This window comes from Streptomyces sp. NPDC046859, assembly GCF_040645135.1.
Classification (GTDB): domain Bacteria; phylum Actinomycetota; class Actinomycetes; order Streptomycetales; family Streptomycetaceae; genus Streptomyces.
In genome coordinates this window covers 17949-41052 of sequence record NZ_JBEYXR010000042.1, presented here as the reverse complement: position 1 = coordinate 41052, position 23104 = coordinate 17949, and the positions used below count along the sequence as shown (strand labels likewise).

17 protein-coding genes and 1 pseudogene are annotated in these 23104 nt (G+C 70.2%); 7 read left to right on the top strand and 11 right to left on the bottom strand.

What is annotated here, in order from left to right:
- The first annotated feature begins 96 nt into the window (after positions 1-96).
- The 4 genes from ABZ899_RS35010 (at position 97) to ABZ899_RS34995 (ending at position 2823) form a co-directional block, all read left to right on the top strand.
- Positions 97-315, top strand: coding sequence for a hypothetical protein (locus ABZ899_RS35010; protein ID WP_361354527.1), 219 nt, complete (start codon positions 97-99; stop codon positions 313-315).
- Positions 312-1223, top strand: a complete 912-nt coding sequence (locus tag ABZ899_RS35005; RefSeq protein ID WP_361354524.1) for a sigma-70 family RNA polymerase sigma factor — start codon at positions 312-314, stop codon at positions 1221-1223. The genes ABZ899_RS35010 and ABZ899_RS35005 overlap by 4 nt, the downstream gene beginning before the upstream one ends.
- Entirely contained in the window at positions 1220-2047 is an 828-nt protein-coding gene (locus ABZ899_RS35000) for a hypothetical protein (RefSeq protein ID WP_361354522.1), read from the top strand. Before ABZ899_RS35005 ends, ABZ899_RS35000 begins: the two co-directional genes overlap by 4 nt.
- 284 nt (positions 2048-2331) lie before the next feature.
- Positions 2332-2823, top strand: coding sequence for a HEAT repeat domain-containing protein (locus ABZ899_RS34995; RefSeq protein WP_361354519.1), 492 nt, complete (start codon positions 2332-2334; stop codon positions 2821-2823).
- Between the two features lie 102 nt (positions 2824-2925).
- On the opposite strand, the gene ABZ899_RS34990 is transcribed toward ABZ899_RS34995, so the two are convergent.
- Positions 2926-3270: a hypothetical protein gene (locus ABZ899_RS34990; RefSeq protein WP_361354516.1), complete on the bottom strand. Its 345-nt coding sequence runs from the start codon at positions 3268-3270 to the stop codon at positions 2926-2928.
- Between the two features lie 215 nt (positions 3271-3485).
- Here ABZ899_RS34990 and ABZ899_RS34985 point away from each other — a divergent pair.
- Positions 3486-3859: pseudogene (locus ABZ899_RS34985) on the top strand (TIGR02391 family protein).
- A 350-nt stretch (positions 3860-4209) separates the two neighbouring features.
- Here the strand turns inward: ABZ899_RS34985 and ABZ899_RS34980 are convergent.
- The 5 genes from ABZ899_RS34980 to ABZ899_RS34960 all read right to left on the bottom strand — a co-directional run bounded on the left by ABZ899_RS34980 (position 4210) and on the right by ABZ899_RS34960 (position 11057).
- Entirely contained in the window at positions 4210-4491 is a 282-nt protein-coding gene (locus ABZ899_RS34980) for a hypothetical protein (RefSeq protein ID WP_361354513.1), read from the bottom strand.
- A complete protein-coding gene (locus ABZ899_RS34975) occupies positions 4488-5429 on the bottom strand; it encodes a hypothetical protein (protein WP_361354510.1) in 942 nt (313 codons plus the stop codon). Before ABZ899_RS34975 ends, ABZ899_RS34980 begins: the two co-directional genes overlap by 4 nt.
- A 245-nt stretch (positions 5430-5674) precedes the next feature.
- Positions 5675-8197 (bottom strand): DEAD/DEAH box helicase, encoded by a 2523-nt coding sequence (locus tag ABZ899_RS34970; protein ID WP_361354507.1) that lies wholly within the window; start codon positions 8195-8197, stop codon positions 5675-5677.
- Between the two features lie 239 nt (positions 8198-8436).
- Positions 8437-8922, bottom strand: coding sequence for a hypothetical protein (locus ABZ899_RS34965; RefSeq protein WP_361354504.1), 486 nt, complete (start codon positions 8920-8922; stop codon positions 8437-8439).
- Positions 8919-11057 (bottom strand): hypothetical protein, encoded by a 2139-nt coding sequence (locus tag ABZ899_RS34960; protein ID WP_361354501.1) that lies wholly within the window; start codon positions 11055-11057, stop codon positions 8919-8921. The genes ABZ899_RS34965 and ABZ899_RS34960 overlap by 4 nt, the downstream gene beginning before the upstream one ends.
- Positions 11058-11937: 880 nt before the next feature.
- Between ABZ899_RS34960 and ABZ899_RS34955 the strand changes: the two genes are divergently transcribed.
- Positions 11938-12981 carry a hypothetical protein gene (locus tag ABZ899_RS34955; RefSeq protein WP_361354498.1) on the top strand — a complete coding sequence of 348 codons (1044 nt, stop codon included), beginning with the start codon at positions 11938-11940 and terminating at the stop codon, positions 12979-12981.
- A 180-nt stretch (positions 12982-13161) separates the two neighbouring features.
- A complete protein-coding gene (locus tag ABZ899_RS34950) occupies positions 13162-13749 on the top strand; it encodes a hypothetical protein (protein WP_361354495.1) in 588 nt (195 codons plus the stop codon).
- Positions 13750-16556: 2807 nt separating this feature from the next.
- On the opposite strand, the gene cas3 is transcribed toward ABZ899_RS34950, so the two are convergent.
- From cas3 to casB, 5 genes are all read right to left on the bottom strand, one after another.
- Positions 16557-19310, bottom strand: coding sequence for a CRISPR-associated helicase Cas3' (cas3, locus tag ABZ899_RS34945; protein ID WP_361354492.1), 2754 nt, complete (start codon positions 19308-19310; stop codon positions 16557-16559).
- A gap of 394 nt (positions 19311-19704) precedes the next feature.
- Positions 19705-20373 (bottom strand): type I-E CRISPR-associated protein Cas6/Cse3/CasE, encoded by a 669-nt coding sequence (gene cas6e / locus ABZ899_RS34940; RefSeq protein WP_361354489.1) that lies wholly within the window; start codon positions 20371-20373, stop codon positions 19705-19707.
- A complete protein-coding gene (gene cas5e / locus ABZ899_RS34935; protein WP_361354487.1) occupies positions 20373-21128 on the bottom strand; it encodes a type I-E CRISPR-associated protein Cas5/CasD in 756 nt (251 codons plus the stop codon). The genes cas6e and cas5e overlap by 1 nt, the downstream gene beginning before the upstream one ends.
- A 105-nt stretch (positions 21129-21233) precedes the next feature.
- Positions 21234-22496, bottom strand: a complete 1263-nt coding sequence (locus tag ABZ899_RS34930) for a type I-E CRISPR-associated protein Cas7/Cse4/CasC (protein ID WP_361354484.1) — start codon at positions 22494-22496, stop codon at positions 21234-21236.
- Positions 22493-23101: a type I-E CRISPR-associated protein Cse2/CasB gene (gene casB, locus ABZ899_RS34925; RefSeq protein ID WP_361354481.1), complete on the bottom strand. Its 609-nt coding sequence runs from the start codon at positions 23099-23101 to the stop codon at positions 22493-22495. The genes ABZ899_RS34930 and casB overlap by 4 nt, the downstream gene beginning before the upstream one ends.
- Between the last annotated feature and the right edge of the window lie 3 nt (positions 23102-23104).

The following is a 23104-nucleotide window of genomic DNA, read 5'->3' as shown; positions in this document are numbered from 1 at the left end:
GCTTGGCACCCGCCCGCCCGTGGTGCGCGGCGGCCCCTTTTCCGGATGGGGCCGCCGGATCCCTGAGGCCGACCTCCCGACAGCAGAGGAATCTGGATGAAGTCCCGTCAGATAGTCGTCACCACGGTCACGGCAACGGTGTTCACCTGGAGCATCGTGCTTGTCGCCGCCGGCCAGACGGCCGCAGTGGCCGCGCTCGCCCCGGCCCTTGCTCTGACCGTGCAGCAGATCGTGCACGCCTCCCGCTCCCACACCGCGCCCGGCACCGGCAACCGCGTCGACGCGGCCACGGACAAGGAGGACGACGCCCCGTGATCACTCCTGCCGAGCCACCGGTACCACCCGACAGACCGTTCACCGTCCGGCCCGGCCGCAAGCTCGGACCGATCGCCTCGTTCGTCGGCAGCGCCCACCGGGCCTGGCTGGACCCGATGCGCGAGAGCTACCTCGCCAGCGGTCTGACCCTGAGCGATCTCAGCACACGCATGCGGTTCGCCAAGTCCAAGCTCTCCGAACTGCTGCGCGGTGTCGGTCTCTACCCCCGCTGGGAAATCGTCTACCTACTGGCCACCGAGCTGGGCATGCCGAACTGGCCCCTGTACCGGCTGTGGTGCCAGGCCGCGCTCGAAGCCCACAGGAGCAACGAGTGGGTCGACGACTGCACCGAACGGACCCCGATCCTGACCGCCACCCACACGGCCCCGCCCCTGGACCACCGCGCGTTCCGCGAACTCGTGGAACTGGACTACCTTCTCTACGCCCAGGTCTTCCTCGACGACGACCGGCGTGACGCCGCTGTGGCCAACACCTTCGACATTCTCTGGCTGTCCTGGGACGACGCCCTGGCCAGCCAGGACACCCGCCGCTACGCCTGGAACGTCCTGCGCGCCACGGTCATGGCCAGCACCCCGCACCGGGACGGACGGCCCGAGCTGGGGATGGCCGCCTTCGACACCGCCGCCCTTCAGTCCCTCGACGACCCGGCCGACCGTATGGACCAGATCACCGAGAGCCTGAAGCTGTTCGCGGCCATGAGCCGCCTGCCCAGCAGCCAGCTCGACGTCATGGTGCTGCGCCGGCTGTGGAATCGCCCGCCCGAGACCGTCTCCGCTCTCCTGGGCGTGCCGCTGGCCGCCGTCCGCTCAGACGAGCGTCACGCCACCCGCTTCCTGGAGAGCGTCCTGTGCCCGCCGCCGCCTCCTACCGAAGGGAACACCCCGTGACCGGCATCGAAGAACTCCTGTCCAGAGCCATGCTCGTTCGCGAGCGCACCCTGCCGCGCGACATCGTCCACTCGACCGCCCCATCACCCGCACCCGAGGCCGACCCCACCGTCCACAGCTGCCCGGTCGGCAGCCGCCAGGCGGCGGCTGAGGACCTTCGTACTCTGTGCGAAACGCTCGTCTCACATACCCCACCGGGCACCGTAGCCAAATTCGTCACCGACCAAGTCCCCGAACCACGTGCCGCCCTGGTCCTCGCGTGCGTCCTGCAGCTGACCGACACAGACGAAGGCGCCCGCTTCTGGTGGCAGTACGCCGCCGGCGCCGGACAAGCAGCCGCCGCCTACTGCCTCTACCTCCACCACCTGGCACTGGGGGAGGGGGACACCGCCGACTTCTGGCACCGGCAGACCGACGACGTCCAGCCTCCACCCCAACCCCCCGCGTTCGACGACGCCGGCACCTGGCACCCGGCAGAACACCGCATCACCAGCACGACCACCACCCACTTCATGCGGGTCCTTGGCCACCTCGCCAAGCAGACCGTCCGCTCCCGGCCCGCCGGAGTCAGCAAACTCATGGCCTACATCCCCACGGCCGTCACGGCCGGCTACCTCCGTGAGCCCGACATCGAACTCCCGCTACCCGGCCACGAGTTCGCCCGCCGCATCAACAGCCTCCTCGCCGCAGCCGACCACCCCTCCATCTGGGGCAGCCGCCCCAGCCGCCCCGACCCCGGTCCCTACACATCCCCGGACACCAGAGCGGTCGACCGTGAGCACATGCAGACGACCCCCGAGCAGATGGGCACCGCGAAACGCTGAACATCAAGAGGCACCCCGGATGGAAATACCGCGAGCCCCGGAGAAGAAGCCGCCCATGAGCCCGGCATCTCAGGTCCCTGCACTCACGCTCGGACTGGCTCTGTTCGCGAGAACGGGAGTCGTTTGTCGATGAGCTCAGAAGGCGTCCTGTGGGCGGCCAGGCCGATGTTCACGAGTTCGGGAGGCACTGCTGAAAATGATCTTGCTAGGGTCCACCCAAGAGCTGGGGCGATCAACGCATGGGAGGTGGTCAGACGATTACCCCTGAGGAGCAGGATCTGGTCATGGGCCTGGCGGTCGCACCGTGCTCGCCCCCGACACGCACGATCGACGAGGTGCTCGCCCACTTCGGCGAGTCCGACGGTGCGGCCCTGGCGCTCCGGCTGCTCCGGGACGCTATGGAGCGCCAGGACGCCGACGACGTCGAGATGGCATTGATCGTCCATGCCGCCGCCGACGCCTCGGCCGAGGAGTTCCTGGAGCCGTTGAGCGAGCTGTTCCCTGCCGACTGGCACAGGGGGTACGAGGACATCGTGTCCATGCTGGGCACGCTCCGCTCGCCCAAGACCCTGCCGACGCTGGTCTTGGCGACTCGCTGGGTTCCCGCGTACCTGGACTGGGACGAGAACCGGGCCCTCGCGGTGAAGGCAATCTGGGCTCTCGGCGCCATTCCCGGCCCGGAGGCCCGGGAAGCCCTCGAGGGCTTTCGCGACGACGAGAACGAGATCATCCGTGAGAACGCGCTGAAGCAGCTCGCACGCCGCGGCGAGCTCTGACCGCGGAGTCGTAGCCGTTCGTCCGGGACGCCCGGCCGCGTCTCCTTGGCCAGTCGTTCCGACCAAGATCAATCTCGCCAGGATTTCCTGGACCTCAACTACTCACGGGATGTCGCACAAACCACCCGCCGGGCCGTGAGTGACTCCCGAACTCATCGACATTGATCCAAGGAACCGGCCCACGCGGTGACTCCCGAAGCCGCGCGGGCCGTCGAACGTCCGAAATGGCCAGACAGGCGGCTTCAGCGCGAGGCCCTCCAGCACGGTGCGGTGGGCTTTCATAACCACGGGGACCGTCTCGTCGTCCAAGCGCCTGCCTTGACCGTTGGTGCCGTGGGAGACGAAATCGTCGTACAGCAGCCGCGTCAGCGCGACGGCGACCTCTAGATCCGTCCGGCCGACCGGAGGGCCGAACCGCAGCGAATCAACTATCTCGACATCGAGCATCCACGGCTCACCCCAGCCGTCCCCACTGCTGAAGACATCTCGACGTCCAAGCACCCACCCCCTCTGGCCCGGCCAAGCGCATCCCGGCCCCCGGCCGCACCCAGTTCACCAGAGGCCGCTGACAAAATCCGTCTGTCGGCCCTCGTCCCGGAGGGCCCTGCGGCCGTGACCGGCAACGGCTGTCCGGCCCCCTCCATCCGGCTCCGGAAGACACAGTGCGCACCAACTTCGACCTGGGTGACTACGAGACGGCGTGCTTCGCCGCGATGAAGGCGGTCGAGGTCGCTGTCCGCGACGCCTCGGGACTCGACCACTCCCTGGTCGGAGTGAAGCTGATACGGGAAGCGTTCTGCCCCACGAAAACGGCAAGGCCGGCGGTGCGCTCGCCGATGTGGGAGCAGAGGGAGGGGAACAGGCGGCCATTGCCAACCTGTTCGCCGCTGCCATGGGCGCCTACAAGAACCCCGCCAGCCACCGCACCGTCGACTTCGACGGCCCGATCGAGGCAGCAGAGATCATCCAGTTCGCCGACCTGCTGCTGCGCCAGATCGAACGCGCCAAGCGCCGCCAGCTTGCGGCAACGACATAAAAATCCGTACGCGATGCCCGAGAGGGGCCGGGTCTCCTGGTCAGGTGCCGGGGCCACACGGGCATTCCAGTGCCAGGAAGTGTGCGGCGCGCAGACCACCCCCGGTCCGCCTGCCACTCCCCGGCCCGCACCCGCGCCGGCCCGGACCTGGCCTCCTGATGCCGGGTCCGGGCTGGCGGGTGCGGAATCCCCTGTCTCCCTTGGGCGCGCCGCAACGAGGTCGCGGCCCGCGTCGTCGAGGCGACGGCCACACGCGCCCGGCACAAGCTGGGCCGGACGCGCGTGGTCAAGGCCCAGCATCGCGAGCCCTCGAACCAGGGTGCGGCAGGCGCGGGGTGGGTGGGCCGCACTCACCCAGGCCGAGAAGAACCTGGAGGCTGTCCGGCAGCGCGGTCCGCCGGTGCGGTGTGCAGGGCGCGGAGTGCGATGTCGTACGCCATCGTGCCGAGGGAGAGGACTACGAGCGGCCACACGAGCGGGGACCCCGCCGGGACGGTGCCGTGGACCAGAGCCGCGGCGACGCTGCCGGTGCCGAGGACCGCGGTGCAGGCCGGAAGGCGCGGCAGGGCGAACCGCAGCACCACCTCCCGACGCCAGCCCGGGCGGGTGGAGACGGCGTTGCGGGCGCTCATCGCCCGCTCACCGTGCCCGCCTCGGCCTGTGAAGAGCGGCCGGTGATGCGCGCAGCGAGCCTCTTCACCTTCCGGCGGACCCTTTTGCCCTGACGCTCCGGCTCCGCAGCACCGGCGGCCATGGCCGCTTCGGCCCAGGTGACGACCCCGGGACAGCCGAGGGCGAGCATCACCGCCCGCTCGTCCGGGGAGAGGGCCTCCAGGATCTCGGCCAGGCGAGGGTTGTCGAGGACGGCCTCGATCCCGGTGCCGGCGGCGGCCTGTGCGGGGATCAGGTCGTACAGAGTCAGCCCGTCGCCGAGCGGGGTGTCGAGCAGCAGCAGCCGCTCCTGGGCGGTCTTGCGGCGCCAGACCGGGGTGAGCTGCCGGTGGATGACACTGGCCTCTGACTTCAGCTTGATCAGGGCGTCTGGGGTGAGGCGGCCTTGGTCGAAGAGAGAGTCTGCCCAGTTGCCGAGCAAGGCGGTGGAGACCGGCTCGTTCCATCCGCTCCACCTTCCCAGCACGTCCGATGTGAAGGAGCGGATGGTGGATCCGTCGCCGGCGAGGGCGGCCTCGCGGGCGCTCAGTGCCTGGATCACGTCGGGGATCGGGATGTTCAAAGCCCGGAACCCGGACGCGATGGTCTGGTTGGCCGGGTGGCCGGCCTTGAGTACCGCCATGCCGGTGGTGGTGGTGATCATCATGGGAGGGGCGACACGGTCGAACGGCTCCGGCAGCCCGAACGCGCCGTCCACGTCGAGAGCGACGCTTCCGTCCTCACGGAGGGTCACGGTGTCGCCGTTGTTCTCGCTCCAGTGGGCCGGGAACAAGGCCGTGACCGCCGCGCCGTGATTCGAGAAGTAGTTGAACTGGCTGATCCGCTCCGCCAGATCGGTGTGGACGGAGTCGTCGTCCTCGACCATGGTGTAACTGGGTGTCTGGTCTTCGGTGGCCATGGGCGTCTCCTTGTCGGCAACAATCCTTCTCCTCTCGGTCCCGGCACGGACCCGATCCGACACCGCACCCCGGATTTTCTTTGTGATCTGAATCACGGCGCCCGAGATGCTCAAAAGCCCAGTACATCTTCAGTGCCCGGGCAGGACGTTGACCCGATCCCGGCGGCGGGGGAGGGGGTTGCCCGGTGGACGCGGCAGGCCCCCTCCCGGCTGGCACGAGACCGTCCGGCAGGCCGCGGCATTGATCAGGAAGGCGTCACGGGTTCGGCGTAGGTGGCGAAGAACCGCTCGCCGGTGAGCTTGTGGTGCGCGAGCTGCTCCCGGACGGTCTGTTCGTCCGCCCACCGGTCCGGCGCGGCGGCGAGCGCGGCCGCGTAACTCGTCACGGCCTCCTTCAGCTTGGCGAACAAGGCGGGGGTGATGACGCGCATGCCCGGCACGGTGTTGGCCTTGGCGTCGCTGACCCGGCTGGGGTGCACCATGACCGGGAGGGCCTTCACCTCCGGGTTGTGGTCGTTGAGCCAGCGGACGCTGCCGCCGAGCTGATTCATGTCCGACTTCGCGATCGTCGTGGTGGTGCAGCCCGTCTTCAGCTCAGTGACGGCCTGCTGCTCGGCCGAGAGCGCCCACAGGTTGTCCGGTCCCGTGCCGTACAGCTTCTCCGGGCGGCTGCTGGCGAACCCGAGATGCTCGCCCAGGCTCTTCCAGGCCGCCTCGGCGTCGTCGGAGCGCTCGTCATCGCCCCAGACCACATCCTCGAACAACGCCTGCACAGTGAGCCTCAGGCTGACGCCGTCGCGGTAGCGTTCCGCGAGGAACTCGGCGGCGGCACGCGACTGCACCGCGGCTGCCTTGAGCCGCACGGGGGCGGCACCGTGCACGGACCGCAGGACGAACGTGTTGTCGGTCAGTGCGCCCGCCAAGGCCTGCTGGGCGGCCACAGGGTCGGTCAGGTGCAGGTAGGCGGCCTTCTGCTCGCGCAGCCAGCCCCGCAGTGCCTTGTCGCTGTCGCCGATGTCGTTCACCGCCTTCTGCACTCGTTCGGCCGCGGCCGCGGGACGGCCGGTGGCCGCGAAATCGAACGCCTCCCGCAGGGCGACGGCTTCCGGCCGCACCGTCCCGTGCTCGGCATAGCGCACCTCCGCCAGCGCCCGCCGGCTGCGCTCCCGCCACACCGGCGCCCGGCCCAGGCAGGACCGCAGGGCCTCGCGCACCTCGCTCAGCCCCTCACCCTTGATCTGGCCCGCGATGCCCCGGCTCAGCTTCAGCTGCGCCTGGGTGGCGGGGGAGAACAGAGCCAGGTGGCGGGCGTCGTGGATCGCCGTGGCGAGCTTGGCACCCAGCAGCAGGACCGCGCAGTAGTCCTCGCCGTCCCGCACGCCGCGGCCCATGCCCTGCTCGATCCGCTGGACCTCGCGGGCCAGGCGGACAGTGCTGTCGGCCAGCGCGACGGCCTCGCGCCGCTCCACCGAGTCCAGGGGCCGGGGAATCCCGTCGAGGACCAGCAGGCGGCAGGCGTCGGCTGGGAGGTTGACGCCGTCGTACTTGTTGACCAGCACCACCAGACCCACGTGCCCGGCCCGGAGCTTTTTCACGCCGGCCTCGAGGTCGTCGACCCGCCAGATGTGGTGGGCGTGGCGTGCCCAGTCGGCGGCGGCCCGTTCGCTGGGGACCAGCACGACGACGTTGACCGGATCGGTCTCGGCCACGCCGTCGCCGTCCTGGTCCCCGTCGGCGAACTGGCGGGCCAGCACGCGGACGGCCTCGTCGTCCAGGTCCGGGTTGAGGGCCACCGGGGCCAGGATCATCCGCTCCCCGAGGTCGGCGGCGCTGCCCGGCGTGACGGGCTGGGCGACGAGCTTGGGGTCGGCACCGAAGTCGGTGACCAGGGCGCTGTCGTCGGCGAGCGTCGCGGTCAGGTAGACCCGGCGGCGGGCCCGCACGAACGAGGTGATGCGGTCGATCGGCGGGCACGAGGGCCTGATCTCGATGGCCGTCGCTGTCGCCGTCGCGGTGCACAGGTGCAGCACCTCGGCCAGCAGCGGCCACACGAACTTGAAGTCGCGTTCCTCCCGGTGCGGCCGCAGGATTCTGAGCACCTCGTGACGCTTGTCCGCCCACGCCCAGAACGGGATCGGTGCCAACGCGGTGGGGTCCTTGTCCTCCAGCCCCGCCCAGGCGTTGGCCGACTGGTGACGCAGGTCGTCCGCAAACAGCTCCAGCAGCTTGCCGTACGCCTCGTGCGAAGCGGGCACTCGCAGCCGGAACTGGTCCTCGGTCCGCGTCAGCGCGGCGTGCGCGTCATCGACGACGACGATGCCCAGGTCGACCGGCTCCTTCCCGTCTCCGACGACACCGAACGCCGACTTGCCGTTGAGCAGCTTCTGGTAGTTCGTCACCAGCACCGCCTGCGCGGTGGTGAACGCCGGGTCGTATGGATCGTCCGTGGTGGCGATGCTGAGCCTGGCGGCCTCCTCGCGGACCTGCTTGACGAGGTAGTTGTCCGGCGTCAGGTACACGGCCTTGCCGACGCCCTCGTTCAGCGTGCTCTGCGCGATAAGCAGGCCGACGGCCGTCTTGCCCCCGCCGGTGTTCTGTTTGATCACCACATCCCGCTGCTCACGCCGGTCGAACCACTTGTCCAGCACCTCGCCCTGCTCATGACGCAGATACGGCCACGGCCGGCTGGCAAGCCCCGCGTAGATGTCCCGGGGCCGCAGCAGCGCCTCGCTGTCCCCCGTGCCGATCAAGTCCCAATTCAGCGGCATGTCACAGTCCTCCCTCTCCTGGTCAGGCGGCACCACGCCGCCTGCGCTCCCCCGTTCTGCAGGGCCGTCGCACTTCCGGCGACGGCCCCGCACCGCACCGACGTCCCCCAGGCTTCGGTGCGGCCCTTCAGCCGTCTGATCCCCTACGCCCACCGGCAGGGCGCCCTCGGTGGCCCAGGCACCCGTTCACGGACCGTGCCCGGTCCGTGAAGCCAGTACCACAGGACAGCGGCTGTCTCCTACCGCGCCCGGACGGGCACGGAGATCAGCGTTGCGGGCGTCTGCGTGAGATCCACCCGCGGGTGGGCCGAGCCGTCCGCCGGGTTCAGCAGCCGGGCCGTCCACCCCTCGGCGACGCGGACCGCCTCCAGGCCGGTCCACTCCCACAGTGGGAGCACGGTCAGAAGGCACCAGGAGGTCCGCCGGGGCGCCCCGGCCGTGCGGTGGGCGTAGTGCTCGGCCAGCCGGTCGCCGACCGCGCCCGGGCCCTGGCGGCACACGCTGCCCACGTACCGGCACCCACGGCGGTTGTCCCACGCGACGTACACCGCGCAGCTCGCGGTCACCCGGCGGCGCACCACGGCCGGGCTGGCCCGGCACACCACCACCGGCGAGCCCCCGCGGCCCTCTGCGTCCGCGGGGACGTCTAGCACCGGGCCCAGCAGCCGCAGGATTGGCCGCAGCGCCTGGCCGATCGCCGCCGGCACAGTCAGAACCGTGCTCACTCGGCGTCCTCCTCGTCCCCGTCGAGGTCCTCGTCGACCACGAAGATCGAGGGATCGGCCGGCCCGAACTTCGCGAGGATCCCCTCGAGCTGGCCCAGCTGCACCCGCAGCGCCTCGACGGCCTCGAAGGCGCCGAAGACCTGGTTGCCGCGCTTCTGGCTCATGCGGGCCAGAGCCCGCCCGGCCTTGTCCGCGCCCCTGACGCCCTGCTCGAGAAGCCGGCGCTGCTTCGCGTCCTCGGCCTCCGGTTCCGCCGACGTGCCGTCCGTCTTGGCCTTGGCCTCTGCGCGGTTCTTGGCGATGGTGGCCAGGGCGTGGGCCGGGTCGGCGGCGTGGACGAGGTCCCACTCATAGTCGAGGATCTCCTGCACACCGGACTTGTCCCGCATGGGCTCGCCATCGTGGACCACCACGTCCTCGACCTTGCGCTCCTGGGTGTGGAACAGCTTCGGCAGCACGGCCGGGTCGGCGGCGACATGGGCGACGGCGATGGAGTGCAGCATCCGCAGCCCGCCGGAGGTCTTCGACAGCAGCGTCAGGAGCTTGACCGGCGTCGCCCGGAAGGGCGCCTTGTAACTGTCGCGGTCGGTGCCCTCCTTCGAGCCGCGGTCCCGCGTGATGTACCCGTCGAGGAGCGCGGCGGTCCCGCCCAGCACGGTCAGCTCCGCGACGGCATCGTCCTCGCCGGCCAGGGCACGCGCGAGGACATCGTCGAGCACCCCGAAGACATCGTCGCCCTTGGTCAGCTTCCACGGCTGCTTCCACACCCGGTCGGTGATCGTGCCGCCGTTGCCGAAGGCCCGCAGCGGCTGCTCGATGCCCTCCTTGCTGCGGTAGGCCGACAGCGCCATGGGCGCCAGCCGCTCGCTGATCGCCTGCCGCCGGGCCTGGACCATCCCGAACTCCTGCTTGATCAGCCGGTTCATGGCGTCCGCGTGCGCTCCGGCGAGCACCGCGTGCTGGTGGACGGCAGCCGACCACAGCCGGTGCGCCGGCACCCCGAGCAGCTCGTGCATGGCCTGCGTACCCACCGTGCCCGACAGCACCCGGTGCACGTCCGGGGTAATCAGGCCCTCGCGCAGGGCGTGCCGGTAGACCCGCTGCATGCCCTGCGTGCTCTGCGCCCCGTCCGTCCAGGGGGTGACGCGGACGTGCAGGGTGGCCAGCAGGTCGTCCCGCGCCGCCACCAGGTCCGCCAGCGGCCCACCCCCGTCCGCCTGCGCACCGACCACGACAGTGGCGGGGAAGGCCAGCGTGTGGCCCTCGCGACGGGTCGCCTCGGTCAGCGTGGACGCCGCCAGGTTCTTACGGGTCCGCGCCGTCAGCTCGCCCACCCGGCGCCGCGCGGCCGCCTGCTCCGCGCGGCTGCGCCCACCGGACCGCTCGGTGGAACCGATGACGGAGGCGGTGCAGGCCGAGATCGCCTCATCAATGTCACCGCCGGTGCGCGCCAGCCACATGCTCACCATCCGGCTGTTGCCGTCGCCCGCGACCAAGAAGGTGTCCTCGGTGCCGTCGTCGAACACCACCCGCATCACGAACAGCGTCAGCGGCTCCTTCACGCCCTGCTGCAGCACACTCGACGTATAGACGTTCTTGCCCTTCTGGGCCTCGTACGTCTTGCGCATGCTCTCGCCGACAGCCTTGGCCAGCGCCTTGCGGTCCCGCATGCGCACCGCGAAGACCGCGAGCGGCTTGCCCGTCTTCGGATCGACCACGGTCTCGTACGCCGGCACCACCGACGTGGACGGCGCCACGTCCATGGCCGTGCACAGCTGGTCCGCCCACCGCTGGTTGATGAAGTCCGGCAGGACGTCGACGTCGAGGTAACGGTAGTGCGGCGGGGTCACGTACAGCATCCCGCCGACGACCGGCTTGGCCGTCAGCAGGTTGATCGGCTCACGGGCCACGAGCGCCTGCAGCCGCTTCGGGTCCACCGCACCCGAGGTCACGGCGTTCGCCGCGGCCTCGTCCAGGGAGACCTCGGGGTTCGCGAGCAGCTCCTTACGGGTGCCACGGAGCTGGGTCACCAGCAGCGGGTCCGCGACCGGCTCGGGGCGGCGCAGCAGAGGAGGCAGGCCCTCGTCGGGCTCCTGCCCGTCCAGGCCGTCCAAATCTTCGAATGAAGAGGTCACGATCTTGCCCTTCCTGGGCATCGCGCGCAGCAGGAAATATCCGCGGGCAGGGCGTGAGCCACTACCTCCACTGCGCGCCGTCCACAGGGGGCGGCGAGCGCCGTCACGCTCCACCAGCGGCTCATGTCTCCGCGATGTCCCGTGCCGACCGGCGTTCCACGGTCCTAGGCGAGCTGCTGGTCAGTCGGATCCCCAGGGGACCGAACTCCCGTCGACGACAGGTGCCAGCCGCTCTTCATGCCGCAGTTCGAACCCTGCGGCATGCAGTTCCATGTAGCCAGAGCGGTGCGCAGCCGACGACAACGAACACCGCCGACTCCACCCAAGCGTACGCCCATCTCCCCCTGAACTACGCGCATTTCAAAAATGCACCTCACAACCACCGAAAACACCAGGTTAGTTCGGCAAAGTCGACTCCAACCCCACTCATGGTCTAGACCACGCGCCGGCGCGCTCACACTGTTCAGACCCCGCCCACGCGTCCCCCACTCCGAGCTCTCGACATCACCGTGAGGTCGTCGGCCGGCCCGCTGCGCGGACGGTTCATCCAGCGCGCGGATCCGCCTCGCGCAGCGCTGCGAACTCAGTCCGCAGCCCCCCGGCCGACACCCGCGGGCGCCCCGCGAGGTTCTTCCCGTCCCCGCTCGGCCAGTGTGACCAGATAGAAGAGCCGCCGCCCCCACCCGGGGGCCGGCAACGAAAGGAGCCCGACCGTAAACAGAACGCGACAGCCCGGGCCGGACACCGCCCGCCGGGCCCTGCTGTGGCTGCTGGTGACCGCCACCGCCGTACTGTCCGCCCGCAGCCCGCAGTGGACCAGCGCCCTCACCACGGCGACCGCCGTCTACGCCGCCGCCGGCCCGGACCGCAGGAGCCGGCTGTGACCCGCACCCCGCCCACCACCGCGGAACTCGCCCTGGCCGCCGAGGTCGACCGCCTGGGACTGACCGCCAGCCCTCACCACCTCGAACGCTGGCGCGCCAAGCGCTGGCTGGCCCCCACCGACCAGTGGACCGATGCCGCAACCAGCGCACTGCGCCCCAACATCGTCCACCGGGCTGCATGGCTCGCCGCCCTCAGCAGGCCAGGCCGCGGCATCAGCTGGATCGGCTGGACGTTCTGGGCGATCGACGCCACCGAACAGACCGCCGCACTGCTGCGCCAAGCCCTCATCCGGACCATCCAAATGCCCCTGCGCCAAGCGGGCATCACCCTCGCCCAGATCCCGCAGGGCGACAGCGACACCGCCTTCAATACCCGCCAGGACCTCGCCGCCCGGATGCTGCAGGGGCGGCGCGCCATCGGACGGGACCTGGACGGCCTCCTGCGCGACCACGCCGGCACCGCGGGAATCGTCCTGCCCGAACCCCGCACGCTGTCCAACCCCTTCGACACCACGCTGATCCGCATTGGCGCCCGGCTGCTGACCGGCGGCATGGCCGACGTCAGCCCCGAAGAACTCACCGAGGCCTGGCGCAGCGTGTGGACCGGCCCGCCCGAGCACCTCGACCAGATCACCGCCGCCCACCTCGCCGCCGACCAAGCCGGAACCGACCTGCGCTCCCTCTCCCCACTGGCTCACGGACTGCCCGGGCTGGTCCGCGCCCTTGAACGGGCAGACGCACGCCTGCTGTGCGAGGCGGTCCGCGCATGCACCAAGGCGTCCTCCACCCTCCTGAAGCTGCTCCTGGAACGCGCCGACGCCGGGATGCTGGCAGAGCTGATGGACGACGTGATGTGGGACCAGTGGGTGCGCGTTGGAGGAATCGCCCCCGCCAGCCGGTTGGGGGAGGCGGCGATCACCCTGAGCACCGTGCAGTACCTCCTCGTCCCCGGCTGGGCCGAAGACCTCCACCGCTACCAAGACCGCATGGACCGCATGCTGACCGCGCCCACCGCGCCGACACCGGACGGCCGCCCATGACCGGAGTTACACGGGCGAAATGCAGCAAGCGACCAAATACCGCAGACACCATGACTATTGGGAACCTCACCCCCGTCGTCCCCGTACACCAGCAGACTGGCCATCCGGTCACCGAGAGCGGGGGAGGAACAGCGAGTGAAGACCTCTACTCGTCGGCGAGGGCACCGCCGTCTCCGCATCGTGCGGAACCTGCGGGTCCTAGCGGCCGCGCCCGCCCGGTCCCCGCGTTGCCAGGCGGACGCCTGCCGGGTCGCCGCCCGCCTGACCTATCTGCCCCGTGTGAACTCGCTGCCGTCCCCGGCCCGGCCGGTCCTGATCGTGCCTCCCGGAGCCGCGGATCGCGCGCTCGGCGCCGACGCGGACGTCCTCTACATCTGCACGCACTCCTACCCCGGCCCCCGACCTGAAGGCTTCCTCGACACCGATCTGACAGCCCTACACCGCCCCCTGACCGCAAACGCCCTCATCCTGGACACTTGCTGGGGCGCCAGCCCCGCCATACACCGAACCCTGGCCGCCCTGCGCCCCGCCCACCTGCCCCCACTGACGCTGCTCGCCTCGCCCCACCGCGTCCCCTTCGACCACCACGTGCTCGCCGGCCCACTGTTGGAAGCTCTCCTCACCGGCCCTCGGACCGGCCCGTGGCCACAGCGCGTCGCAGCGGCGAAGGCAACCGCTCTGGCCAGCATCGAACTGGCCGCGCACGCCCGACGAGACTGGGCACGATGGCACATCCGTGTCATCCCCGGAACCCGCCCCACCCCGTGACCCCACCCGGAGATGCGCCACACCTATATCCGGTCATCAGTCCGGCGAACGCCGGCGGAACACCCTCGCGTCGGCTCGCCCGCATGCCCTGGGCCACGGCCGTATCCGGATCACCTCCGCGTCGGCGGGGAGGACACCGAGGGGGCACTCAGAGAACAGGCCGTGCTGCGGAACACCCCCGCGTCGGCGGGGAGGATGTGATCGGCGGCAACACCAGCCAGTTCTTCTACGGGACACCCCCGCGTCGGCAGGGAGGAGATCCAGGTGGACATGGAGACCGCCGCGAACCTCGGAATACCCCCGCGTCGGCGGGGAGTACAAGACGACGTCAGCCGTGTGGCTGGCGTATGCCGGAACACTCCCGCGTCGGCGGGGAGGACGTGCTCGCCAGGTCGGCCAAGACGGGCCCGAACGGAACACCCCCGCGCCGGCGGGGAGGGCGGATCCGGGCCCGCGAGGGCGAGCACACCGGCGGAACACCCCCACGTCGGCGGGGAAGACTTCATCGGCCGGAGGGGATATCGCGCCTTCCTCGGGATACCCCCACGTCGGCGGGGAGAACGGCTCACCCTGGGTGGTGGTCGCCTTCAGCAGCGGAACACCCCCACGTCGGTGGGGAGGAGGAGCTGGGCGTTTCTCCCGGTCTCGTGATCCACGGAGCACCGCCGCGTCGGCGGGGAGGACACGGACGGGGTCGACTTGGCGGCGGCGACCAGCGGAACACCCCCACGTCGGTGGGGAGGACACTTCGCGATCAGCACCGGTCTTGATGACCGTCGGAACACCCCCACGCCGGTGGGGAGGACCTCATGATCCCCTTCGGTGCCGCCTCCGGATACAGAACACCCCCACGCCGGTGGGGAGGACTGCAGGCCCATGAGGTGGATCTTCTTGAGCTGCGGAACACCCCCGCGTCGGCGGGCAGGACGGGCTGAAGCACGGTTCGAAGGCGCCGAAGCACGGAACACCCCCGCGTCGGCGTGGAGGACTGCCTCGGGTGGACCACCACCGAGGGTGGCCTCGGAGCAACCCCGCGTCGGCGGGGAGGACGCGTTTCGCCGAGCCCGAGACTCACGGGGAGGCGGAACACGCGTCGGCGGGGAAGACCGCAGGAACGTGGCCCTGGGGCACCAGTCGTCCGGAGCACCCCCGCGTCGGCGGGGAGGACTCGTTCGGCACCGCGCTGAGGCCCGTCAGCTTCGGAACACCCCCGCGTCGGCGGATAGGGCTGGGCAAGGTTGCCGAATGCCTGCACTGCCCAGCGGATCACCCCAGCGTCGGCGGGGAGTATACGGACGACGCCTACCCGGAGGCCACGCAGAACGGAGCACCCCCGCGTCGGCGGGGAAGGACCCGGACCCACCGTGCGGCATCGGGGCCAGCGGCGGAACACCCCCGCGTCGGCCGGAGGACCGAAGGTCCTGCGGGATGGGCAGTCCCTTGTCCGGAACACCCCGCGTCAACGGGGAGGACGCCTCGGCCTCCGGGTCACCGAGGCTGGTCAGCGGAGCACCCCCGCGTCGGCAGGAAGAACGACCCTGCCGCCGTCGCCATCCTCGCCCGCTGCGGAACACCCCCGCGTCGGCGGGGAGGACATCTGGCCGTCCGTGCCGATCGGGACGGCGTACGGAGCACCCCCGCGTCGGCGGGGAAGACGACGACCACCTGTTCCATCGGGACCTCGTCATCGGAGCACCCCCGCATCGGCGGGGAAGACGCGAGTGCCGCGATCTCTTCCGGTGTCAATGGCGGAGCACCCCCGCGTCGGCGGGGAGGACTGGGGCGGCATCGATGTTCGACCCGTTCAGCCCCGGAACACCCCGCGTCGGTGGGGAGGACGCCCAGCTCGGCGCTGGTCTCCAGGAACGTCATCGGAGCACTCCCGGGTCGGCGGGAGAGCCGGGTGGCCGACGGCATCGACGACGAGATGTGCGGAACACCCCCGCGTCGGCGGTGAGGACGCCATGATGATGGCGCGCACCGTGCTGGCCAACGGAACACCCCCCGTCAACGGGGAGGACCGCCAGTCCCGGACCATCACGTTCGCCAGTTTCGGATCACCCCCGCATCGGCGGGGAGGTCGCCACCGTCCGCGCCGTCGACCCCGGCTTCTACGGAACACCCCCGCATCGGCGGGGAAGACTACGGACGACGCCTACCCGGAGGCCACGCAGAACGGAGCACCCCCGCGTTGGCGGGGAGGACATACGGGCCGCGGCCCCGTTGTTGTTGACGGCCGGCACACCCCCGCGTCGGCGGGGGGACATGGAACCGCAGTACGAGGACGGCGAAGAGTTCGGAGCACCCCCACGTCGGCGGGGAGGACGCGTTTCGCGCGGCCGGCCTCGCGGATGGTCGCGGACCCCCGCGTTGGCGTGGAGGACGTTTGCATCTATGCGGCGGAACACCCCGCGCCGGCGGGGAGGACTACGGGACGACGGGCGTTGTCGTGACGAACGACGGAACACCTCCGCGTCGGCGGGGACGACCTCGGTCGGGCGACCCGGGACATGTTCAAGGGCGGAACACCCCCGCGTCGGCGGGGAGGGTACCACCTGGGTAAGCAGCATCAGGTACGTCGTCGGAACACCCCTGCGTCGAGAAGCTTAGACCCAGTCCGGGACGGAGCACCCCCGCGTCGGCGGGGAGGACACCATGCCGTAGCTGTGATCGCGGATCACGGATCGCGGATCGCGTTCGGATTCGGGCTACGGGTTGCCTCCGCGTGTGCGGAGCGGGAACGTCACGCTTTGCGATGTTGTGGGCGCGTGTGTGTTTTTTTATCAAGGTGCTGGTTGTTCGGGATGTTACTCGCGTACGAGGCCGTCGAGTCGGGACAGGTGGTGGGTCTTGCCGTTGAGTTGATACGGCCGGCGCCTATCGGTGCTGGTGACGCGTTGCGGCAGGAGGAGGACGTCTTGGAGGGCGCCGATGTCCCGCCAGGTGGTGGGGGTGCTGGTGTCGGGGCGGCGTCCTTGGAGCCATCGGTGGTCGACTTGGACGGTGTGGGCCATGAGGTTGCGGATAGTGGCTGTGTCTCGGGGATCGATGTGGGTGGGGAGCGGTCGGTGGCGTGCCTGGCGGTCGAGCCAGGGGCGGCCGTGGGTGTCGGTCCAGACGGGCAGGACGCGGATGCTGTCGGCGCCGAGTCGGGTGACGAGGAGGTCTTCGTCGTCGATGGTGGTGAGCGGGTGGAGGTCGCGGATTGGTCGGGTGGGGGTGGGGATGGTGGCGGTGTCGGCGAGGGCACGCATGGCTTGTTCGGTGGCGAGATCGTTGGTGCCGGCGGTGGTGGTCCAGTCGGCGGCGTAGACCTGGTCGACCAGGGCTTGGACGTCTTCAGGGATGGCGCAGATGCCGCTGGTGAGGCCTTGGATGGCCGTCACGGTGCGGTTCAAGAGGTTTTCGCTGTAGACGGTGCCCCATCTCTGCGGGGGGAGTTTCCCGGTGGGGATGAGGACGGTCATGGCGGGGGTGGGGGCCCAGGCGGGGCGGTCGGTGCGGGGGTGGCGGTGGCATCGGCCGGCGCGCTGGAGGAGGAGGGCGATCGGGGCGAGGTCGCTGATGACGTGGTCGAAGTCGACGTCGAGGGATTGTTCGATGACTTGGGTGGCGACGACGATGACCGGTCGGGAGGGGCGGCGGCCGCGGGCCGGGGTGTAGTGGCCGTCCGGCGTGGTGCGGGCGGCGCGGGGCTTGCCGGCCCAGTTCTCGATGCGGCGTGTGACGCCTTGGCGTTGGCGTGCGGGCATGCGGGCGTGGAGGAGTTGGACGAGCGGGGCGCTGGGGCCGCTCCAGGCGCTTCTCAGGTGGCGGGCGGTGGTCTGGGCGTCGGCGACGGTGTTGCAGACGATGGCGGCGCAACCTCGGCCTTCGTCGATCATGGGCTGGAGGATGCGGGTGACGGTGGCGGGGCGGCTGTCCGGGCTGGTGGGGGAGGCCTGGTGGTGGACGTGGTGGAGGTTGACGGCCAGGCGGCGGGCGCGGGTGGTGGGGAGGGTTTCGCTGGTGGTGACGGTGCCGGTGGTGGCGTCGATGTGGGTCCAACCGGGGTAGGTGGGAGCGATGGTGACGGGGCTGGTGTGGCCGGCGCCGGTGCGGTAGGCGTCGGCGAGGCGGGTGGCGATGCTGCCGGTGAGAGTTGCTGACAGCAGGATCACCGGGGTCTGGGTGTGGCCGAGCCACTCGAGGAGGCGTTCGGTCAGGCGGTGCCCGTAGGCGTCGTAGGCGTGAGCCTCGTCGATGATGACGGTCTTGCCCGTGAGGCCGAGCCAGCGCATGACGTTGTAGCGGATTGGGAGGGCGGCGAGGGCAGCGGTGTCCCAGGTGCCGACGGCTACGCCGGCCAGGAGACCGCGGTGGCGCCCTTTGATCCATTCTGCTGCGATGGTCGATGCCTCGGTGAGGATGCGGTCTGTGTCGGAGTTGTAGTCGGCGTTCAGCCAGGCCATGGAGTGCAGCAGGGTGACCGGCATGGGGATGCTCGCGGCCTGGGCGACGTGTTCGGTGATGCGGGCGTGCATGGCGTCGGTAGTGGCCATGGTCGGCAGGAACACGCCGAGGCCTTCGGTATGGGCGGCGTGACCGAGGACGTGCGCGGCGAACAACGCTGTTTCTGTCTTGCCATCGCCGGTGGGGGCGGTGATGACGAGCAGGCCAGGGCCGTCGACGAGTGCCGGAAGGTGCTTGGCGAGGTCGGCCTGCAGCGGGTAGGGGTCGGTGATGGACGGGAACATGTCGGTGAACGACTCGGCCGGCTTCCAGACTGCGGCAGCAAGCTGGACCTTCGCGATGGCCTGCGGAGCTGCTTTTTGGGCGCGTTCGGCATGCGCGCTCCAGTCGCGGGGGTCCGGGGAATGCTGGCGTTCCCAGTGGCGTGCGCGGACCCAGCCGATTCGGGAGGCGAGCCAGTCCGCGAGAACCATCAATCCGGTGGCGATGACGCAGGCGCCGCCGGGGGCAAATTGGGTGGGCGGCTCGGGGCTACCGCACAGGACGTGGACGGTGTGCAGGTGTGCGGCCCGCTGAGCACTCCAGCCGGCCGCGCCTACCCGCGGTTCCTGGTCTTCGGGACCGGTGAGAGTGCGGGCGTTCAGGGCATTGCCGTAGGTGCCGTGGTGGCCGCCGAGTATCTGCCCGATCTGGTGGGCGATCGACCGCAGCGGCCGGCTGCTCGTCGGGTAGCCCGCTTGTACGAGAAGCGAGGGCGCGGTGAGGTGAGAGACGCGCTCGTGCCGGATTGAACCACGGTCGTCCGGGACGGGGTATGCAGAATCTTTGAGGAGAGCGGCCGCTGCCTCTTGGTCCTGGCGCTGAAAGGCCGGGCAGAGCTTGCCGAGGTCGTGAAGTCCGGCCCAGAACATCATCAGTTGGCGAGCGTGGGCTTCGGTGACGCCCCAGCCTTTCGCGATGATGTCCCGCTGGCCGGCGGTGAGGTAGCTGTCCCACAGCTGCCCGGCGATTGCTGCGGTATCGATCAGATGGCTGATGACTGGATACGGCCCCACATCTTCCAGGCCATCGGACTTACCCCACAGGCGGTCGTCAATGGGAGGGCGCATCAGCAGAGGTATCCAATCCGATCCGAACTATCTACGCGCATGCGGAGCGCTCCTGCAGGAGGGGTTCAGCCCAGCAACCTCGTCGAACTCCCTCCGCGTAGGTGGAGCCCACGTCTCCAACTCGGCGGCCGTACTCCTCGCCACCGTGGCCACCCCGTCTACGCGGAGCGCACACCTGCCCGAACCGGGTCGCGAAATCGAAGGGCGGCTGATCCCCGCCTAAACGGAGCGCAGTCGGTGCGGGAGCCGATCCGCTGCGGCGTGAACGGGACACCTCCGTACACCCGACGCCGACCCGCTCGTTGGTGTACAGCGACGGCCGCCTGCACGGAAGACCTCCGTGTACGGGAGGCGCACCCTTTCGGACCTGCACCGTCCCGGTGCGTTTGCCTTGTCATTGCTCGCGGTGGGGCGCGATGGAGAGCAGTCCGAGCCCGTAAGCGCGTCCATGGCCGATGCCGGTGGTGATGGCCTGGCGAAGGGCTTGGGTGTCGGTGATGGTGGCGATGCCGTCGAACCGTGTGACGTCGAGGCGTGCGCGCTTCTTCTCGCCCCGGGAGGCGAGGACGGGAGGTTGGGGGGTGTCGAGGATGAGCTGGGGGGTGAGGCCGGCGTGGGTGGCTTTGCGTTCCCACCAGGCGAGGGCGGCTTCGCCGGTGAGGGGGACGCGGCGTCCTCGGCGGCCGGGGACGGACTCGGCTTTGGACGGGTTGGCGTCGATGCGGTAGCGGATGGTGCGGCCGGGCGTTGCCCAGTCGAGGAGGGGGTTGAGCTTGCGGTAGTCGACGTCGGCGATGGTGTAGTTGGCGGGAAGGGCGTTGCGGTTGATGGTGATGCCCGTGGACTGGATGAGCAGCGTGGCGCCGGCGTGTTCGCGTTCGAGGCGGTAGAGGACGTTGTGGGCGGTGCGGGGACTGGTGCCTGCCTGGTCGGGAAAGAGTGCGGCGACGCGGCGGTGGAGGGCGGTGTGGTCGCGAAGGTCGTGGTGGACGTCGCGGGAGCGGGGGTTGAGGGCGATGCGGGCCAGGCGGACGGTCGTGGTTGCGGTGGCGGGGGTGGTCATCAGGTCGTCTCCCGAGCGGGCGTGGTCTGTGCGTAGGTGATCAGGGCGTTGAGCCATGGGGTGCCGCGGCCGGCGCAGAGGCTGGCGGGGAGGGTGCGCTGGGTTTCCCACAGGTCGCGGGTGGTGAAGGCGCGGCCGGGCGCGGGGGTGTCGCGGACGGTGGTGGTCGCCGGGAGACCGGGCACGGGTGGAGTGTCGTGGATGAAGGTGACGTCGATGGTGGCTGCGTTGCGGGGCGGGTCTGCGTGGAGTGGGGCGCGGTCGAGTTCGGCCACGGGGTCGTCCAGGTCCGTGCGCAGGAGGAGCGGGGTGTCGGGTGGGCAGGAGCGGCGGCCGAGGTAGGGGGCGAAGACCGGCTCGGTCAGGGCGTGAGCGGCGAGTGCGGCGGTGTCGTCAGGGCCCGTGACGGCGATGGTGAATGCGGCGTCGGCGAGATACCACCGTTCGGTGATCATCGTCCCCTCCCCGAGCTTCTTCCGTCTGCCGTCAGCGGTAGGCGGGGTGAGTTCCCTGGGATAGCCGCCGCCGATGGTGTGGAAGTCCATCTCGCGGTGGCCCGGGCGGTCGACGCGGATGACGTAGCGGAGTTGGGCGAGGTCGGTGTTCTCGTGGTCGCGGGATCGTCCGAGCGCGGAGGCGAGAAGACCGGTGAGGGCCGACCTGGTGGGCGAGGTGCTGGTGGGCCTCACTTTGAAGTCGGCGGGTCCCCCCCAGCTTTGCAGCGGGGCGGAGAGGTGCAGCAGGAAGCCGGCCAAGGGTCCTCCTCAGTGTGGTGGGGTGGTGTGACCTCCGCGTGCGCGGAGCGCTCTCGGGTGGTAGGGCGTCGGGTCCGCGCGTGTGTAGCGGTGGCCGGCCCGCCGTCAGTTGATGTGCTTGGTGATGGTGCCGAGGATTCGGCTGATCAGGTCGTCGACGGCGTCCACGCGGTCCCCGAGGGCGGTGAACTCGATGTCGCTCAGGGTGACGTGAGCGTGGTCGGCGATGCGGCTGGTGCCCAGCATGCGGCTGTGGGCGGCGGCATGGGCGTTGAGAGCCTCGAGTGAGGCGGGGACGTAGCCATGGGTGGTGGCGGGGATGGGGGTCTCGAACGCGCCGACGAGGTTGACGGGCCGGTCGGTGCGGACGGCGATGTGGATGAGGTGCGGGACGGTGTGGGGCGCGGTGCCGGAGGCCTTGGCGGGCATGATCGCGAGGGGAAAGGCCCGCAGGAACGCCTCGATGACCTGCTGGGCGGTGTCGGCGTCCCCATCGAGGTTGCCGATGAGCTCGCGGACGTTGAGGGTGGCGTAGCGGTAGAAGGTGGCAGAGGTGTAGCGCTGGTCGCCCATGTGACCCGCCCCGGTTTCTTCACCGGCGTCCTGGATCAGGTCGTCGACGGCGGAGAAGAAGTCGATCTGGGACGGGCCGGCGTGGGTAGCGAGGCTGTGGGCCATCTGGACGGCGCCGGCGACGGTGGATCCGGCTTCGTTGGCAAGCATCCGGCCGTAGGCAGCGATGGATGCATTGCGCTGGCGGAAGACCTCCAGCACGGCAGCTTGGAGCTGCTTGCGGTCGGCGGCGGGGATCTTCCTGTAGGCGGCGGCGAGGGGGCCGGTCTCGGCTGCCTCTCCCTCTTCTTCGTGGTCGACGTCAGCGTCTTCGGTGTCGCTCTCGGCTTTCTGGGCTTCGGCCTTCGCCTTGGCTTCGGCGATGGCCTTGGCCGCGGCACCGGCCGCCTTGCTGAGGGCGTCGCGCCGGCTGTTCGCGATCTCGGCGAGAGAATCGAACGCGGTCTCCGGGAGGAACAGCAGGGCGTTGGTGCCGCCGGCGTCGGACAAGCCGAGGCCTTTGATGTCGGCGGCGAGAATCAGCATCTGGGCGGCGGCGAGGGCGGTGGTCTCGTCCCAGTCGGCGGCGGTCAGGCGCTTGGCGACGGCGAGGGGCGTGCCTCGGGTGCGCACGGCACGACTACCAAGGGCCTCTTCCATGTGCGTGCGACTGTGCCGGCGGCCGTGCTGGGAGGAGAGCCGAGGGCGTGCTACCCCCCCGTAGGTGGCGGTTTTGGGGGCGCCCTGCCGGTCGCGGTTGAGGTTGCTGTAGGGGGCGGAGTGAACGATGTGGACGTCGATGTAGAGCGGGGTCACTTACTGGTCTCCTTCGAGCCGGCGGGGGTGGTGTAGGAGCGGGCCCAGTCGATCCGGACGTCGGGAGCCCAGCGCTGGTAGCGGATGCTGTCGCGGAGCAGGACCGGCCACTTGACCGGGACGCTGCTGGACCGCAGAAGACTGATGGTGGAAGGCAGTTCGGCCATGAGCGCGTCGTAGTCCAGTTCGCACAGGTACGACAGGAGACCGGTGGCCGTCTCACGGCGCATGCCTGCACGCGCGGCGCGGGCGAGGGACCAGCCGAGGTTCTCCCACGGCTTCGCCGGTGCCGGTTCCTTGACGGTGAGCGGCTTGTCGCCGGCGCGGGGATTGGGCGCGTCGTGGACGGCCCACAGGGCTGCGACGAGAAGGAACGGGCGCTCGGCTTCGCGCAGGACGTGGTGGCTGGTGTCCTCGCGGACGGGGATGCCGCCGGCGGGCACCAGGTGCACGTACATGGGCCAGGGGTTTTCGAGATTGTCAGCAAGGCCTTGGCGCAAGGTGGCGCGGCCTTCGGGAGTGGCGCAGGCGCGGCGCACGGTCTTCATGAACCGCTCGTAGGTGGCCAGGCCGTTGCCGTTGGCCGGCGGTGATTCGGTTGTCACGTT